The 14,201-nt window shown below is 73.7% G+C and carries 10 protein-coding genes and 1 pseudogene; 5 read left to right on the forward strand and 6 right to left on the reverse strand.

Features of this window, described 5'->3' with window-relative positions; translation table 11 throughout:
- The first annotated feature begins 415 nt into the window (after positions 1-415).
- Positions 416-652, forward strand: a complete 237-nt coding sequence (locus tag ACH5A8_RS07750) for a hypothetical protein (RefSeq protein ID WP_398999081.1) — start codon at positions 416-418, stop codon at positions 650-652.
- Positions 653-1,057: 405 nt separating this feature from the next.
- On the opposite strand, the gene gcl is transcribed toward ACH5A8_RS07750, so the two are convergent.
- The 3 genes from gcl to ACH5A8_RS07765 form a co-directional block, all read right to left on the reverse strand.
- Entirely contained in the window at positions 1,058-2,842 is a 1,785-nt protein-coding gene (gene gcl / locus ACH5A8_RS07755; RefSeq protein ID WP_398999083.1) for a glyoxylate carboligase, read from the reverse strand.
- Positions 2,843-3,271: 429 nt separating this feature from the next.
- The gene (locus tag ACH5A8_RS07760; protein ID WP_398999085.1) at positions 3,272-4,909 is read right to left on the reverse strand and encodes an AMP-binding protein; all 1,638 of its coding nucleotides are present in this window, start codon (positions 4,907-4,909) and stop codon (positions 3,272-3,274) included.
- Positions 4,906-6,579, reverse strand: coding sequence for an AMP-binding protein (locus ACH5A8_RS07765; protein WP_398999087.1), 1,674 nt, complete (start codon positions 6,577-6,579; stop codon positions 4,906-4,908). The genes ACH5A8_RS07760 and ACH5A8_RS07765 overlap by 4 nt, the downstream gene beginning before the upstream one ends.
- A gap of 135 nt (positions 6,580-6,714) precedes the next feature.
- Between ACH5A8_RS07765 and ACH5A8_RS07770 the strand changes: the two genes are divergently transcribed.
- The 3 genes from ACH5A8_RS07770 (at position 6,715) to ACH5A8_RS07780 (ending at position 11,905) form a co-directional block, all read left to right on the forward strand.
- Positions 6,715-7,566 (forward strand): response regulator transcription factor, encoded by an 852-nt coding sequence (locus ACH5A8_RS07770; RefSeq protein WP_398999089.1) that lies wholly within the window; start codon positions 6,715-6,717, stop codon positions 7,564-7,566.
- Positions 7,567-7,843: 277 nt separating this feature from the next.
- Positions 7,844-10,780, forward strand: coding sequence for an AAA family ATPase (locus ACH5A8_RS07775; RefSeq protein WP_398999092.1), 2,937 nt, complete (start codon positions 7,844-7,846; stop codon positions 10,778-10,780).
- Between the two features lie 300 nt (positions 10,781-11,080).
- The gene (locus tag ACH5A8_RS07780) at positions 11,081-11,905 is read left to right on the forward strand and encodes a S1 family peptidase (protein WP_398999094.1); all 825 of its coding nucleotides are present in this window, start codon (positions 11,081-11,083) and stop codon (positions 11,903-11,905) included.
- 102 nt (positions 11,906-12,007) lie between these two features.
- Here the strand turns inward: ACH5A8_RS07780 and ACH5A8_RS07785 are convergent, their stop codons facing one another.
- The 3 genes and pseudogenes from ACH5A8_RS07785 to ACH5A8_RS07795 all read right to left on the reverse strand — a co-directional run.
- Complete coding sequence (locus tag ACH5A8_RS07785) at positions 12,008-12,280, reverse strand: DUF6343 family protein (RefSeq protein ID WP_398999096.1); 273 nt, start codon at positions 12,278-12,280, stop codon at positions 12,008-12,010.
- Between the two features lie 85 nt (positions 12,281-12,365).
- Positions 12,366-12,791: a CBS domain-containing protein gene (locus ACH5A8_RS07790; protein ID WP_398999786.1), complete on the reverse strand. Its 426-nt coding sequence runs from the start codon at positions 12,789-12,791 to the stop codon at positions 12,366-12,368.
- 147 nt (positions 12,792-12,938) lie between these two features.
- Positions 12,939-13,325 (reverse strand): annotated as a pseudogene (locus ACH5A8_RS07795) (TIGR03668 family PPOX class F420-dependent oxidoreductase); the annotation flags it as partial.
- A gap of 117 nt (positions 13,326-13,442) precedes the next feature.
- Here ACH5A8_RS07795 and ACH5A8_RS07800 point away from each other — a divergent pair.
- Positions 13,443-14,183: an MgtC/SapB family protein gene (locus ACH5A8_RS07800; protein WP_398999098.1), complete on the forward strand. Its 741-nt coding sequence runs from the start codon at positions 13,443-13,445 to the stop codon at positions 14,181-14,183.
- Positions 14,184-14,201: the final 18 nt, after the last annotated feature.

Raw genomic sequence — 14,201 nt, forward strand, 5'->3', positions numbered from 1 at the left:
GGTGGTCGTCCCGGCACCTGCGCGGTCAGGGCGAGGACCGTGGTGGGGGTGCCCCCTGTTCGAGCGAAGGCGAGAACTCGGGGCAGTGCGAGCCAGTGCGGTGGTGAAGGCTCGCGCGCAGCGCCTTCTCGACCAGAGGGAAGGCCTCGCGCGGCCGTCGCACCCACCACGGTCCCAGCCCGGAACCCGCCTCGCCCGCTCGAGGCCCCTCCCCCACCAGACTCCGTCCGGCGGCGCGAATGTCCTGTCGCGCCCAGTCTCGTGCCGTCGGACGGGCACCAACGAACAACTCCACACCTCACCGGGCCGAAGAGCGCCGGATGCGGACGGTCCCGCATCCGGCGCTCTTCCGTGTCCCGCCCCCGGCGTCCCTCCCCGGGGTGCGCGGCGACCGCGGCGGCAGGAGGCTGAGGGCATGGACCACCTCACGCAGCATCCGCACATCGTGGTGCACGCGCCGGCCCTGGACGGCTCCCGCCGGGTCACCGAGGGCGACGTGACGCTCGGGCTCGCCTCCCATCTGGACGACGTGATCGAGATCCTCCGCCTGGCCGACCTGGACCGCGTCGAGGTCGAGGAGAGCGACCTCATCGAGTGGCAGGGCGGCGGCCCGGACGAGTGGCCGGGCCTGTCGGAACACGAGGACTTCTGAGGACGGGACGCCCCGGCACGGCGCCCCGGCACGACGTCCCAGTACGACATCCGGTGTGGCACGGCCGGGCACGGGACGGCCGGGCACGACGGCTGGGCACGGGGACGTCGGAGCGGGTGTCCCGGGCTCGGGTGACCCGGGCTCTGGTGTCCCGGGCTCGGGGGCGCGTGCCGGCGGTACGGCGCGTACAGCACCGTACGCAGGCCGACTACGTCATGCTCAAATCAAGCTCTGAACCCGGGCGCGGGGGGCTTCGGGCGGGGTGCGGAAGGGGCAGACTTCCCTCCGGCGGGGCCCGTCGGCACGGGGGCGGCGGGGCCCGCCCGGTGCTCGTACGAGCACGACGAAGGGGTGACCCGTCCTTGAGGACGGGTCACCCCTTCGTCGTGGTGGTGCGGGGGTGCGTCAGACCTTCAGCGGCTTGATCGCGGTCGGCGCGTGGCCGGGCTCGGTGGCCAGCTCCTCGAACTCGACGACGTTGCCGATGTCGTTGGTGCCGGACATCGAGATGTTCGTGACGCGCTCCAGGATCGCCTCGACGACGACCGGCACCCGGAACTCGGCCGCGAGCTTCTTGGCCTGTTCGAGGGCGGTGCCCAGCTCGGCCGGGTCGGTCACCCGGATCGCCTTGCAGCCCAGGCCCTCGGCGACCTTGACGTGGTCGACGCCGTAGACGCCCAGCTCGGGCGAGTTGACGTTCTCGAACTCCAGCTTGACCTGGAAGTCGATGTCGAAGGCCCGCTGCGCCTGGCGGATCAGGCCCAGGTAGGAGTTGTTGACCAGGACGTGCACGTAGGGGATCTTGTGCTGCGCGCCGACGGCCAGCTCCTCCAGCATGAACTGGAAGTCGTAGTCGCCGGAGAGGGCGACGACCGGGGAGTCCGGGTCGGCCTTGGCGACGCCGAGCGCGGCCGGGACGGTCCAGCCCAGCGGGCCCGCCTGGCCGCAGTTGATCCAGTGCCGCGGCCGGAAGACGTGCAGCATCTGCGCGCCGGCGATCTGGGAGAGGCCGATGGTGGAGACGTACCGGGTCTCCGGGCCGAAGGCCTTGTTCATCTCCTCGTAGACGCGCTGCGGCTTGATCGGGATGTCGTCGAAGTGCGTACGGCGCTGGAGCGTCGACTTGCGCTCCTGCGCGGACGCGGCCCACGCGGAGCGGTCGGGCAGCTCGCCGGCCGCCTTCAGCTCCTTGGCCACCTCGACGAACAGCTCCAGGGCGGCCTTCGCGTCGGAGGCGATGCCGTAGTCCGGGGCGAAGATCTTGCCGATCTGGGTGGGCTCGACGTCGACGTGGACGAACTTCCGGCCGGCCGTGTAGACGTCCAGCTTGCCGGTGTGGCGGTTGGCCCAGCGGTTGCCGATGCCGAGGACGAAGTCGGACTCCAGGAAGGTCGCGTTGCCGTAGCGGTGCGAGGTCTGCAGGCCGACCATGCCGGCGTTCAGCTCGTGGTCGTCGGGCAGGAGGCCCCAGCCCATCAGGGTCGGCACCACCGGGGTCCCGGTCAGCTCGGCGAACTCGACGAGCAGGTCGGCCGCGTCGGCGTTGATGACGCCGCCGCCCGCGACGATCAGCGGCCGCTCGGCGGCGGTCAGCATCGTCAGCGCCTTCTCGATCTGGGCGCGGGTCGCCGCGGGCTTGTAGACCGGCAGCGGCTCGTAGGTGTCCGGGTCGAACTCGATCTCCGTCATCTGCACGTCGATCGGCAGGTCGATCAGGACGGGGCCGGGGCGGCCGGAGCGCATCAGGTGGAAGGCCTGCTGGAAGACGCCGGGGACCTGCGCGGCCTCCAGGACGGTGACCGCCATCTTGGTCACCGGCTTGGCGATGGAGGCGATGTCGACGGCCTGGAAGTCCTCCTTGTGGATCACGGCGGTCGGGGCCTGGCCCGTGATGCACAGGATCGGGATGGAGTCGCCGATGGCCGAGTACAGGCCGGTGATCATGTCGGTGCCGGCCGGGCCCGAGGTGCCGATGCAGACGCCGATGTTGCCGGCGTGCGTACGGGTGTAGCCCTCGGCCATGTGGGAGGCGCCCTCGACGTGGCGGGCGAGGGTGTGGGTGATGCCGCCGGAGGCCTTGAGCGCCGCGTAGAACGGGTTGATCGCCGCGCCCGGCACACCGAACGCGTCGGTGACGCCCTCGCGCTTGAGGATCTCAACTGCCGCGCGGGCAGCGGTCATACGAGCCATCGAGTACTCCTGCTTCGGCTGTCTTCTGCTGTCTTCGGCTGCCGGATTCGCACGCCCGTCGCGCCCCGCGGTGAGCTCTCTCCGTACTTCCGTATAGCGGAAAGTGTTTTCTACGATCTGGAAGCAATGTAGGGGGGTGCGCGAAGGGCGTCAAGGGCGTCGCGGGGCACGGCGACGAGCGGGCACGGGGAAACGCCGGGCCGGGGCCCGGGGAACGGCCGAGCCGGAGCGTCGCGGCACAGGGCAGCGGGAGACGCGCGGGAAGGCGGGCCGGGCGAAGGGCCGGCCCGCCGGAAGACGCCGAAGGGGGCCCGAAGGCCCCCTGATACGAGAAGAACCCCGGCCCGCCGTGTGCGCCGCCGACTGCGCACTCGGATCCCGGCCGGGGTCCCCCGTCGAACTACTACCGGATGCTCGTCGTCCGGCCTTTCACACCTCCTCGGGCGCCGCGGCTCCCGGCGCGCCGTACCGCTCGCGCAACTCGACCTTGCGCACCTTGCCGGAGACCGTCATCGGGAAGGCGTCCAGGAGGCTCAGCCGGCTCGGGATCTTGTAGTGGGCCAGACGGTCCGCGCAGAAGGCCCGCAGCTCCTCCAGCGTGAGCGGGTCGGCCGCGTCCAGCGGGATGACGCAGGCGAGGACCTCCTCGCCGTACTTCTCGTGCGGAACACCGACGACCTGCACGTCGCGGATCTTGGGGTGGGCGTAGAGGAACTCCTCGATCTCGCGCGGGTAGACGTTCTCACCGCCCCGGATGATCATGTCCTTGATCCGGCCGACGATCTCCACGTAGCCGTCCTCGCGCATCACCGCGAGGTCCCCGGTGTGCATCCAGCGGCCGGCGTCGATCACCTCGGCGGTCTTCTCCGGCTCCTCCCAGTAGCCGAGCATCACGCTGTAGCCCCGGGTGCACAACTCGCCTGCCGTGCCGCGCGGTCGCGTGACGCCGGTGGCCGGGTCGACGATCTTCACCTCCAGGTGCGGCAGCACCCGGCCGACCGTCCCGGTGCGGTGTTCGAGGTCGTCGTCCGTCCGGGTCTGCAACGACACCGGGGAGGTCTCGGTCATGCCGTAGGAGATGGCGACCTCGGCCATGTGCATCTCGGCGACCACCCGCTTCATCACCTCCACCGGGCAGGTCGAGCCCGCCATGATGCCGGTGCGCAGGGTGGAGAGGTCGTACTCCGCGAAGCCGGGGAGGTTCAGCTCGGCGATGAACATGGTCGGCACGCCGTACAGCGAGGTGCAGCGCTCCTGCTGCACGGCCGCCAAGGTGGCCTCCGGGTCGAAGGACGCGGCGGGGATGACGAGACAGGCGCCGTGCGAGGTGGCCGCGAGGTTGCCCATCACCATGCCGAAGCAGTGGTAGAAGGGCACCGGCACGCAGATCCGGTCCTGCTCGGTGTAGGCGATCAACTCCCCCACGAAGTAACCGTTGTTGAGGATGTTGTGGTGGGAGAGGGTGGCGCCCTTCGGGAAACCGGTGGTGCCCGAGGTGTACTGGATGTTGATCGGGTCGTCGCAGGACAGCTCGGCGGCGCGCAGGCGCAGTTCCTCGGCGCGGTCGGGGGTGTCGCGAGCGGCGAACGCCTCCCAGCTCGGGTCGTCGATGTAGACGGCCTCCCGCAAGTCGGGGCACGCGCCCCGCACTTGCTCCACCATCCCCCGGTAGTCGCTGCTCTTGTGCCGCAGCGAGGCGAACAGCAGACAGACGCCCGCCTGCTTGAGGACGTACTCGACCTCGTGCGTGCGGTACGCCGGGTTGATGTTCACCATGATCGCGCCGATGCGGGCGGTGGCGTACTGGACCAGCACCCACTCGGCGCAGTTGACGGCCCAGATGCCGACCCGGTCGCCCTTGGCTACGCCGCTCGCCAGCAGCGCGCGGGCCAGCCGGTCCACGTCGGCGGCGAACCCCGCGTACGTCCAGCGTCGCCCCGAGGGGACGTCGACCAGCGCCTCGCGGTCGGGCCAGGCGGCCACGGCCCGGTCCAGGTTGGCGCCGATGGTGTCGCCGAGCAGGGTCGTCCGGCTCGTCCCGTGGGCGTACGACAGCCCGGCGGTCACCGGAAGTCCTCCTCGCGGTACTCGGCGTCCGAACCGCCGGCCGTGGCCTCGCGCAGCTCGATCCGGCGGATCTTCCCGGAGACCGTCTTGGGCAGGTCGCCGAACTCCAGGCGGCGGACGCGCTTGTAGGGGGCGAGGACCTGACGGGAGTGCTCGAAGAGCACCTTGGCGGTGCCGGGGCCGGGCTCCCAGCCCGCCGCGAGCACGACGTACGCCTTCGGGACGGCCAGGCGCAGTTCGTCCGGCGCGGGCACGACGGCCGCCTCGGCCACCGCCTCGTGCTCCAGCAGCGCGCTCTCCAGCTCGAAGGGGCTGATCTTATAGTCGGAGGCCTTGAAGACGTCGTCGGAGCGTCCGATGTAGGTCAGGTAGCCGTCCTCGTCCCGGGAGGCGACGTCGCCGGTGCGGTAGTAGCCGCCGGCCATGGCCTCCGCGGTGCGGTCGGCGTCGCCGTGGTAGCCGGTCATCAGGCCGACCGGGCGGGCGGACAGGTCGAGCGCGATCTCGCCCTCGCGCGCGCCGGGCGCGCCGGAGACCGGGTCGAGCAGTTCGACGCGGAACCCGGGGCTGGGGCGGCCCATGGAGCCGGCCTTCAGCTCCTGGCCGGGGCTGTTGGAGACCTGCACGGCCGTCTCGGTCTGCCCGAAACCGTCCCGGACCGTCACCCCCCAGGCCCGCCGGACCTGCTCGACGACTTCCGGGTTCAGCGGCTCACCGGCGGCTACGACCTCGCGCGGCGGGGTGGCCAGCCGGCTCAGATCGGCCTGGATGAGCATGCGCCACACGGTGGGCGGGGCACAGAAGGTGGTGACGCCGACGCGGTCCATCTCGGCCATCAGCCGGGCCGCGTCGAAGCGGGTGTAGTTGTGGATGAAGACGGTCGCCTCGGCGTTCCACGGCGCGAACAGGTTCGACCAGGCGTGCTTGGCCCAGCCGGGCGAGGAGATGTTCAGGTGCACGTCGCCGGGCTTGAGGCCGACCCAGTACATGGTGGCCAGGTGCCCGATCGGGTACGAGGTGTGGGTGTGCTCGACCAGCTTGGGGTGGGCGGTGGTGCCCGAGGTGAAGTAGAGCATCAGCGGGTCGTCGGCGAGGGTGGGGCCGTCGGGGACGAACTCGGCGGGCGCCGCGTACACGTCCTCGTACGGCTCCCAGCCCTCCTCGGGCAGGCCGCCGACCGAGATCCGGGTGTAGGCGCCGGGCACGTCGTCGAACTTCGCGGTGTCCCCGGCGCGCACGATCACGTGCTTGGCCCGGCCGCGCTCGACGCGGTCGCGCAGGTCGGCGGGGCCGAGCAGCGGGGTGGCGGGGATGACGACGGCGCGCAGCTTCATCGCGGCGAGCGCGGTCTCCCACAGCTCGGCCTGGTTGCCGAGCATGACGAGGATGCGGTCCTCGGGCTGGACGCCGCGGTCGCGCAGCCAGTTGGCCGCGCGATCGGAGCGCTCGGCCAACTCGGCGAAGGAGAGCCGGATCTCGGCGCCGTCCTCCTCGACGATGTGCAGGGCGGTGCGGTCGTTGCCCTCGGCGATGGCGTCGAACCAGTCCAGCGCCCAGTTGAAGTGCTCCGGGCGGGGCCACTGGAACCCGGCGTAGGCCGTGGCGTAGTCCTCACGGTGTTGCAGCAGGAAGTCCCGCGCCCCGCGGAAGGTCTCCGTCGCCGTCGTCATCTGTCCTCCATGTGCGGTCCAGAATCCGGACCATTGCCGTGCGGCTCGGCTCCATCGTGTAATCCGTGATGCAGGTCTCACTACCCCCGAACGGGGGTGTGGTGGGGCGCGGGTCCGTGAGGAAGGGACGAGCGGGTGACGGCTGAGACGTCCGGGGCGGCGGAGATCCGTGGTGCGCTGGTACGGCTGCGGCGCGCGACGGGGCTGCCGGTCGCGTTCGGCGGCCTGGTCGAGCCGGGCCGGCCCCGGATGCGGATCAGCGAGCTGACCGGCACGGCGACGCTCGCGCTGAGCGCGCTGGCGGTGACCTCGGGCAACGGGCTGGGCGGCAAGGCGGTGGAGCTGGCCCGCCCGTGCGCGGTGACGGACTACTCGATGTCCCGGCGGATCAGCCACGAGTACGACGCGGCGGTCGCCGCGGAGGGGCTGCGTTCGGTGCTGGCGGTGCCGGTGGTGGTACGGCGCCGGGTGCGCGGGGTGCTGTACGGCGCGCTGCGCACCGCCCAGCCGCTGGGCGACCGGACGCTGAGCGCGGCCGTGGCGGCGGCGCGGGACGTGGAGCAGGCGCTCGTGGTGCGGGAGGAGGCGCGGGAGCTGCTGGCGGCGTCCCGCCCGAAGGCCGCCCCCGGGGAGGCGGCTCCCGGGGACGCGGCGCCCGGGGCGGCGTGGGAGCAGGTCCGCGAGGCCCATGCGGCGCTGCGCGCCCTGGCCCCGAGGATCGCGGACCCCGCGTTGCGCGCGGAGCTGCTGAGCGCCTGCGGACTGCTGACGGCGGCGGCTCCGGCGGCGACGGCGCGGCTGGCCCCGCGCGAGGTGGACGTGCTGGCCTGCGTGGCGGCCGGCGCGACGAACGCGACGGCCGGCGCCCGGCTGGGACTGAGCGCCGAGACGGTCAAGGCCTACCTCCGCTCGGCCATGCGCAAGCTGGGCGCCCACACCCGCGGCGAGGCGGTGACGGCGGCGCGCCGGGCGGGGGTGCTGCCGTAGGGGGCGGCGCGACCCGGGCGGGGCCGGTGCCGTGGGGGGACGGGCGTGGCGGTCGCGGAGCGGTCGAGTACCGTCACGCGCCGGGGCCGGCGGAGTACCGTCGGGTGGGCTGTGGGAGTACCTTCGAAGGGCTGTCCGTGTGGGGTTCGTATTCATTCGCCGGTGCTTTCTTTAGGCCGTGCGCCGGCCGCTGTTATTTCCCTCACCACCCCGGCACTCCGAAATTCAAGGACTTGTTGCCTAGAATTTGGCCCGGACACGACATTCGAGGGGAGCGGTGACCGTGCGACGGGACTTCAAGGACCCTGCGAGCTGCCGCTCCGAGCTCGTCATCGGCCAGGAGGAGCCGTCCGCCGCGGCGCGCGAGCAGCTCACCCGCGGCGGCAGTGTGCTGCTGCACGGCCCGGCCGGAATAGGAAAGTCCACCGTGCTGCGGGCATTGGCGGCGGAATACGCGCCGGCGGCCCGCACCGTGTTGCGCTGCTCGGCGACCGAGTCCGAATCGCACCTGCCCTTCCTGGCCCTCGCCGACCTCTTCGGTCTGGTCCTGGAGGAGGTGTCCGGCAAGCTGCCCGCCGCGCAGCGCACCGCGCTCGAGTCGGCGCTCACCGGCCGCGGCGAGTCCACCCTCCAGCGCGACGGCCTCGCGCTGCGCCTGGCGGTGCTCTCCGCGCTGCGCGCGCTCGCCGCGCAGGGGCCCGTCCTGCTCGTCGCCGACGACCTGCAGTGGCTGGACTCGGCCAGCGCGGAACTGCTCGGCTTCGCCGCCCGCCGGCTGGGCGGCACCCCGGTGCAGATGCTGTGCGCGGTGCGCACCGAGGAAGAGGAGTACGGCCGTCACCTGGGCTCCCCCACTCCCGGCTTCGCTCGGGCGGGGGGACCCCCGTGCCCGCCCGACACCCTCTCCGTCCGGCTCGGCCCGCTGACCCGCGTCCAGGTCTCCACGCTGCTCGACCACCGCGGCTACACCGGCCTGCCCCGCTCCACGGTCCGCGAGATCCACCGGACCAGCGGCGGCAACCCCCTGTTCGCCCTGGAACTGGGCCGGGCGCTCGCGGAGACGCCCGCGTCACCGCGCCCCGGCGAGCCGCTGCCCGTGCCCACCTCGCTGCGCGCCCTGGTCCTCAGCCGGCTGGAGATGTTGTCCGACGAGGCGCGCCGCACCCTGCTGGTGGCCAGCGCGGGCGCCCGCCCCACCCCGGCCCTGCTGCACGCGGCCGGCCGGGAGAACGCGGAGTCCGAGTGCGCCCAGGCCGCCGAACTCGGGCTGCTGGCCACCGAACCGGAGGGCCCGGCCGTACGGTTCGCGCATCCGCTGATCTCGGCCGCGCTGTACGCGGAGGCGCCCGCCCAGGAGCGCCGGGCCGCGCACGCGGCGCTGTCCACCGCGGCCTCCGATCCGATCGAACGGGCCCGGCACCTGGCCCTGGCCAGCACCGGAACCGATCCCGAGGTGGCCGCCCGGCTCGCCGAGGCCGCGGCCCTGGCCCGGGACCGCGGGGCGCCCTCGGTGGCCGCCTCGCTCGGGCTGCTCGCCGCCCGGCACACCCCGGCGGACGGCGAACCCGGCCCGGACGAACGGCGGTTGCAGGCCGCCGAGGACGCCATCACGGCCGGCGAGGCGGACCTCGCCCGCGACATCGCCCGCGAGGTGCTGACCCGGGCCACCGTGCCGGCGGAGCGGGTGCGGGCGTGGATGGTGGTGATCGAGGCGGCCGGACAGGCCCTCGGCGAGGTGGACGCCGTCTTCCCGCAGGCGCTGGCCGACGCCGGCGACGACCCGCGGCTGCTCGCCCTGGTGCACTACATGCTGGCCTGGCGGGCGCTCATCGTCGCGGGCGACTTCGCCGAGGCCCGGCAGGAGGCCGCGCACGCCGCCCGGCTGGCGGCCCGGGCCGGCGACCGGCGCACCGAGCTCATGTCGCTGGCCCACCAGGCCTCCACCGAGACCCTGATGGGCCACCCCGACGCCGCCGCGACGACCCAGCGGGCGCTGCGCGAGCCCCAGGACGACTACGTCGCCTGCCACCACAACGGGGTCGGCTCGGCCCGGTTCCGCTGGCTGCTGATGAACGGCCGGCTGGCCGAGGCCCGGGCCACCATCACCGCGCTGCTGCGCGAGGTGCGCCGGCGCGGGATGGTCGAGAGCGAGGTGCACTTCCTGCGCTCGCACGCCGAGACGGAGCTGCTCTCCGGGCACTGCGGCCGCGCCCTGGACCTGGCCCGGGAGAGCCTCAGGCTGGCCCGGGACACCGGAATCGGCGAGGGCGCCTCGGCGATGCTGGCCTCCCTAGCCGAGGCCTCCGGCGGCGACACCGGGCGGGCGCTGACGCTGGCCCGGGAGGCGGTGGGCCACGCCGAGGAGGACGGCGACCTGATGTATCTCTCGCGCGCCCTGGCCGCCCTGGGGTACGCCCAGTTCGTCGCTGGGGACGCGCGGGCCGCCGTGGACGCGCTGCGCCGGGTGCGGGAGCTGGAGCTCGGGCTCGGCATCACCGATCCGGCCCGCGGCCGCTGGCACGGCGACCTGGCCGAGGCGCTGGTGCTGGTGGGCGAGCCGGAGGAGGCGCAGCAGGTGGTGGACGTGGCCCGCGCGCACGCGCTGCGGCTGGGCCGTGAGAGCGTGCTGGCGGTCCTGGACCGCTCCGAGGCGCTGGTCCGGGCGGCCCGCGGCGAGACGGAGGCGGCCCTCGCCCAGCTGACGTCCGCACAGGACCGGCTGGCGAAGCTCGGGAACACCCTGGAGGAGGCGCGGGCCGCGTTCGCGCTGGCCCGGCTGCGCACCCTGCCGCGGACCCTCGGTGTCGCCCGGGCCGGGGCGGGGTCCGTGCCGGGCCCGATGTCCTACGACGAGGCGGCGCGGCTCTTCCGGCGCTGCCGGGCGCAGCCGTGGCTGCGCATGGCGGAGGCCGCCGCCCGTTCCCGACCTGTGCGCGCCGAGGCCGCGCCGCCGGCGCCGGCGGCCACGGCCGGGTCCCCGGTGGTCGAGGGGGCGGCGGCGCCGGACGGGCCGGCGGTGCTGGAGGGGCTGGCCGCGATGGAGCGTCAGGTGGCCGCGCTCGTCATGGAGGGCGCGACCAACCGGGAGATCGCCGCGCGGCTGTTCGTCAGCGTCAAGACGGTGGAGGCGACCCTCACCCGGGTCTACCGCAAGCTGGGGATCCGTTCGCGGGTGGACATCGTCCGATTGGCGGCGGGCCGGCGCGCGAAGTGAGCCCGGTCCGGGTTGACTGACCGGACGGATCCAGTGAGGGCCCACCGGGCGCGCCGCACGACCGCCGGGTCGGCCAGGACAGGCCGGCCACGGCCGTGACCGCGGGTCCGGCCGGGAGGACCGAGGGTTTTCCCTGCCCTACGCCCCTAGGGGGTTCCCTCATTGGAGGCGGGTGGGCCGGGCCCTAGCGTAAGGGGCGTGCCGATCGCCCGGGCACAACGGGAGTCCGCCGGACTCCAGGACTTCCGTGCTCCACCCCACCCGTGCGACCCCCCATCGGCCGGCCCCACGAGGAGACGCATGTTCGGCCTCACCCGCGTCAGACGGACGCGCGGCGGACGGACCGCCGCCGCGTTCGCGACCGGCGCCGCCACCACCGCGACCGCGCTGCTCACCGCCCCCACCGCCACCGCCGACCCCCATCCCGTCGACGCACCCCAGCCCGTCGTCGGCGGCACCACGACCACGACGGCCGAGTACCCGTTCGTCATGCAGATCACGGACGCGGCCGGCAACCAGTTCTGCGGCGGCACCCTGGTGGCGGCCAGGAAGGTGGTCACCGCGGCGCACTGCGTGGCCGGCGAGAGCACCGGCAGCGTGCGGGTGGTCGGCGGCCGCACCTACCTCGACGGCACCGACGGGACGGTGAGCGAGGTCGGCGGGATCTGGGTCGCCCCGGACTACAAGGACGCCGCCGGCGGTGACGACGTGGCCGTGCTGACCCTGTCGACCGCGATGCCGTACACCCCGGCGAAGTACGTCTCGCCCACCGACACCGGCGTGTACGCGGCCGGCACCACCGCCCGGATCCTCGGCTGGGGCACCACGTCCGAGAGCGGCGGCTCCTCCAACCAGCTGCGGACCGCGACCGTCCCGGTCGTGTCCGACGCCGGCTGCGAGAGCGCCTACGGCTCCGACTTCGTCGAGAGCGACATGGTTTGCGCCGGATACGAGTCCGGCGGCACAGACACCTGCCAGGGCGACAGCGGCGGTCCCCTGCTAGTCGGGGGCGTCCTGGCAGGGATCACTTCCTGGGGCAACGGCTGCGCGGAGGCCGGTCAGCCGGGTGTCTACACCCGGCTGACCACCTTCTCCGGTCCGGTCACGGCGCAGGTCGGCTCCTGAAGGTTCCCGGGGTATCCCCCCGGGTGCGTACCGGGGGGCGTTGCGAGCCACCACGAGCGGCCCGCAACGCCCCCTTTCCACGCGCTCTTCCCCCGCTCCCGGTCAGGCGGACCGGCCCCGCCCCGCTCGGAGCCGGCGGGCGACGACCAGCAGGTCCACGGCGGTGGCGAGGGCGAGCGCGGCGCAGATGCCGGCGAGGGCGGCCAGGACGGTGCTCGACGGGCTGTCGCCGGGCCCGGAACGGGTGGCCCCGTAGGCGAACAGGGCGGCCGCCACGGCGAAGACGGGCAGGAAGACCCCGGCCAGCCACCGCCTCAGGCGCAGCGGACTGCGCGCGGTGCGCGGCTCGCTGCCGCTGCGTGGGGCGTCGTACACGGGCGCTTCCCCTCACTTCCATGGTCGCGGACACGCGTCCGCGCGCGTCTCGGCGCGGGCTGCGGCGGGTGCTCCGGCGCGGGCCTCAGCGGTTGGGGTCGGCCTTGCTGATGTCCGCGAGTGCCGAGCGCGGGTCCTCCGTGGTGGCGAGGTCGCCGAGGCTCACCATGCCGACGGGGCAGCCGCCGTGCTCGACGACGGGCAGGCGGCGCACGGCGTACTCGCGCATCAGTTCGGCCGCGTGGTCGGTGGTGTCGTCGGGGGCCAGGGTGACCACGGGCGGCCTGGTGCAGACCGAGCCCGCGGTGGTGGTGTGCGGGTCGTCGCCGGCGGCCACGGCCCTGACCACGATGTCCCGGTCGGTGAGGACACCGAACAGGTCGCAGTCGTAGGCCACCAGCACGTCGCCGACGTTCTGCTCGCGCATCACGCGGGCCGTGCTGTCCAGCGTGGTCATCGGTTCGACGGCCACCGCGCCGGGTGACATCACGTCGCGTACTCGCCGGGTCATGGGCACCTCCCGGATGGGATCCGTGGACGACCGGTCGCGCGCCGCGTAACCGGATCCGGCGGTTCCAAACGACGCGCCGCCGGCCGCCTGCCAGCCGCTCCATCGGTGGACGTCGACGGCGATCACCGGGCCGTGCGGCGGGGCGCACCGGTACTGCGGGTACTTGCGGCACAGCGCGGCGCGCGCCGCCTCGTAGCACTCGCGCGCGCCGGGGGCCGGGGCCTCCGAGGCCTCCGAGGCCTCCGAGGGAAGGATCACCCGGGCGGTGCCGTCGGCGCGCGCCCACCACAGCCGGTCCCAGTCCTCGTCGTAGGCGTCCACCAGCAGGCACACCGCCGGGTTGACCGCGACGTCGCGCAACCGGGCGAGGCGGGCGGTGCGCTTCGGTTTCCGGTCGACCGCCGTCACCAGGCCGTTCTCGCCGTGCACGGCGAAGACCACCGGGACCAGACGGGGGCGCCCGGACTCGTCCACCGTGGCCAGGCGGGCCACCCGGGCGGCCGTGAAACACCGCCGCGCCTGGCCGGCGTCCATACGTGGCACCGGCGTGGCTCCTGTTCTTCGGGTCCCTTCTCCCGTGCCGGGTACCCCGACACGGCCGGGCCGGCCACACAATGGGCGGGCCGACGTGACGCCGACGAAGGGAGACGCATGCCGGGGCTCGCCGTTCCGCTGTGGGACGTGGCCAATGGACAGGGACTGCGCCAGCTGGCCGAACTGGGGCTCGCCCTGCTGCTGTCGAGCCTGATCGGCTGGGAGCGGGAGGCCCACCAGAAGAGCGCCGGACTGCGCACCCACACCCTGGTCGGGGTCGCCAGCGCGCTGATGATGGAGGTGTCCCAGCACGGGTTCACCAATGTGCTGGGCCTGGACAACGTGTCGTTCGACCCGTCCCGGGTGGCCGCCCAGATCGTCTCCGGCATCGGCTTCATCGGCGGTGGTCTGATCTTCGTACGGCGGGACGCGGTGCGCGGGCTGACGACCGCCGCCACGGTCTGGCTGACCTGCGCGGTCGGCATGGCCTGCGGCGGCGGGCTGCCGATCCTGGCCCTGGCGACGACCGCGCTGCACTTCCTCGTCGTACGCGGCTATCCGTACCTCTCCGGGCGCGCCGCGGGCGGCGCGCCCGCGACGGTCGAGGTGCGGCTGACCTATCTGACGGGGCGTGCGCTGCTGCCACGGCTGATGGAGGCGTGCACGCGGCGGGGGTTCCGCATCGTGGAGGTGAAGGCCGACCGGCTGCCCGGCCGCACGGACGCGGCCGCGCGGGTGCTGCTGCGTCTGGAGGGCACGGCCGACGCCGGGCGGCTGGCCTCCGAGCTGTTCCAGGACGACGGGGTCGTCGACGTCGAGCTCAGTCTTCCGGCGGAGGAGGACGAACCGGACGCCTGACGCCGTGCGGACGTCCAC

The sequence above is a fragment of the Streptomyces sp. NPDC018610 genome, assembly GCF_044391765.1.
Classification (GTDB): Bacteria; Actinomycetota; Actinomycetes; order Streptomycetales; family Streptomycetaceae; genus Streptomyces.